The sequence below is a fragment of the Cumulibacter manganitolerans genome, assembly GCF_009602465.1.
GTDB classification, from domain to species: domain Bacteria; phylum Actinomycetota; class Actinomycetes; order Mycobacteriales; family Antricoccaceae; genus Cumulibacter; species Cumulibacter manganitolerans.
In genome coordinates this window covers 1-1922 of the sequence record NZ_WBKP01000116.1, presented here as the reverse complement: position 1 = coordinate 1922, position 1922 = coordinate 1, and the positions used below count along the sequence as shown (strand labels likewise).

The 1922-nt window shown below is 65.0% G+C and carries 1 protein-coding gene; it reads right to left on the bottom strand.

What is annotated here, in order from left to right:
* Positions 1 to 179: 179 nt before the first annotated feature.
* A complete protein-coding gene (locus F8A92_RS18375; protein WP_153506628.1) occupies positions 180 to 1346 on the bottom strand; it encodes an NADH:flavin oxidoreductase/NADH oxidase in 1167 nt (388 codons plus the stop codon).
* Between the last annotated feature and the right edge of the window lie 576 nt (positions 1347 to 1922).

The following is a 1922-nucleotide window of genomic DNA, read 5'->3' as shown; positions in this document are numbered from 1 at the left end:
GCGACCAAATCGCTGATACGTACCCACCTGCAACGTCCTCCTGATCAAAGGCGTTGCAACGACCCCTAGAACCCAAGGGGTGATTTCAGTACCGGAGTGCGCCGCGAATTGGCCTAGCCGGCTCGGCGCGCGGCCAGGCCGGCAACCGATGCTTCGGCCTGGGAGGAAGTTTGGCTCTGTTAGGTCGCGCTCGGCGCGTTGTCAGCGGCACCGTTCGATGCCGGCGGCGGCCAACCGGAGGCTGCCTCGTGACCACGATATGGCCGAAGCCATCCTCGCCAGTCTCGGGGGACGAGATCGATGGGGTCCTGCCCGCCCAGCTCCGTTGCCGCCCACACCGGCCAGTGTGGGTTCGACAGTGCGGGCCGACCGAGATAGACCAGGTCACTCTTCTCCTGCCGAATCACCTGGTCGGCGACCGACGGCTTCCCCAGGTTCCAGCTTGTCGCAACCGGGAGACCGACCTCCGCGCGCACGCGTGCGGCCCGGTCGACCATAAAGCCCATTTCGGCGAACGGGGACTGGTTGATCTCGGGGGTGTTCATCCCGAGGCTCAGGTCGACCAGATCGAGTCCGTGTTCCTTCATCCATCTGATTGCGACGATCGAGTCGTCGAACTGAAGGCCGTCATCGTGCAGGTCGTCACAACCCACGCGCGCGGTGAGCGGGAACCGCTCGGGCCAGGCTTTCCGGACCGCATCGATGGCCTCGAGGTGGAAGCGGGCCCGGTTCTCAGGGCTGCCCCCGTATTCATCGCTGCGCTGGTTTGCCAACGGCGACAGGAAGCTGGCGCCGAGGTACCCGTGGGCGAAGTGCAACTCCAGCCACTCGAACCCCGCTTCGGCGGCCCGGTGGGCAGCCGAAGCGAACTGGGTGTGGATCTCCGCGATCTCCGCCTTCGACAGCTCGCGTGGGGTATACGGCATCCGTCCGCCGAACGCAATCGCGGACGGACCAACTGTCTGCCAGCCATCGGCGTGCTCCGGCGGGAGCATTCGCACCCCACCCCCATCCGGTTCGGCACTTCCCTTGCGTCCGGTGTGCGCGAGCTGGATAGCCGGTACGGCTCCCATGTCCTTGATCAGTGCGGTGACGCGTTTCAGTCCATCTATCTGATCGTCGTCATAGATGCCGGCGCAATGAACACTGGTGCGGCCATCGGGCGCGATCGCGATCTGCTCCGGAAACACGAGCCCGAAGCCACCGGCGGCGCGTGCACCGAGGTACATGACGTGAAAATCGTTCATCTTCCCGTCGACCGAGCGGTGCATGGTCATGGGCGACATCGCGATCCGATTCCGCAACGTCACCCCCTTGAGTGTGAAGGGAGTAAAGAGGTTTGGCATGAGGTCCTTTCCGCACCTGCGTGCGGCACGTTCGCGCGTCCACATCACGTAGCAAAACTGGGGTAGCTCTCCGCTAGTCGCACCAGGTCGACCGTCGGTATCAATACGACAGTACGGAACGCGAGCCGGCCGTGCTCCGGCACGTGGATGATCGTGATGTCCCTGCGACGTCGGCTCTGTGCCGCGTCGGCCGATAGGCAGCAATGACCTGGAATCCGAGCGCCACCTTTCTGCCGTCCCGCAGCCTCGGAAGCATCGAGTCGACCGTCTTGGCCGCGCTCTCACCGCACGCTGGTGGTCCTGGCACTACTCCCGGTTCGCGGCGTGCTTCGGTACCGGAATCGGGTGGTTTCGGTACCGGAGTACGCCGCGAGTGGGCTTAGCCGGCTCGGGGTCCGAGGTGCTCGGCGAGTCGTCTGCGTAGGTGCTGCTCGAGGCTGGTGACCTTTCGTGGTGGCGGTTCGCTGACGGGTGGTGGCGGGGTGAATCGCCCCGGGTTTAGTGGAGGGCGAGTTCTCCCGGCAGCGGCTGCTGTCGGGGGTTGTTCTGACGGTAGTACTGCTGCTCGGCCTCGAG

What these genes read in the sequence shown, in the direction of transcription:
- F8A92_RS18375 (WP_153506628.1), bottom strand. Translation starts at nt 1,346, where the DNA reads ATGCCAAACCTCTTTACTCCCTTCACACTCAAGGGGGTGACGTTGCGG.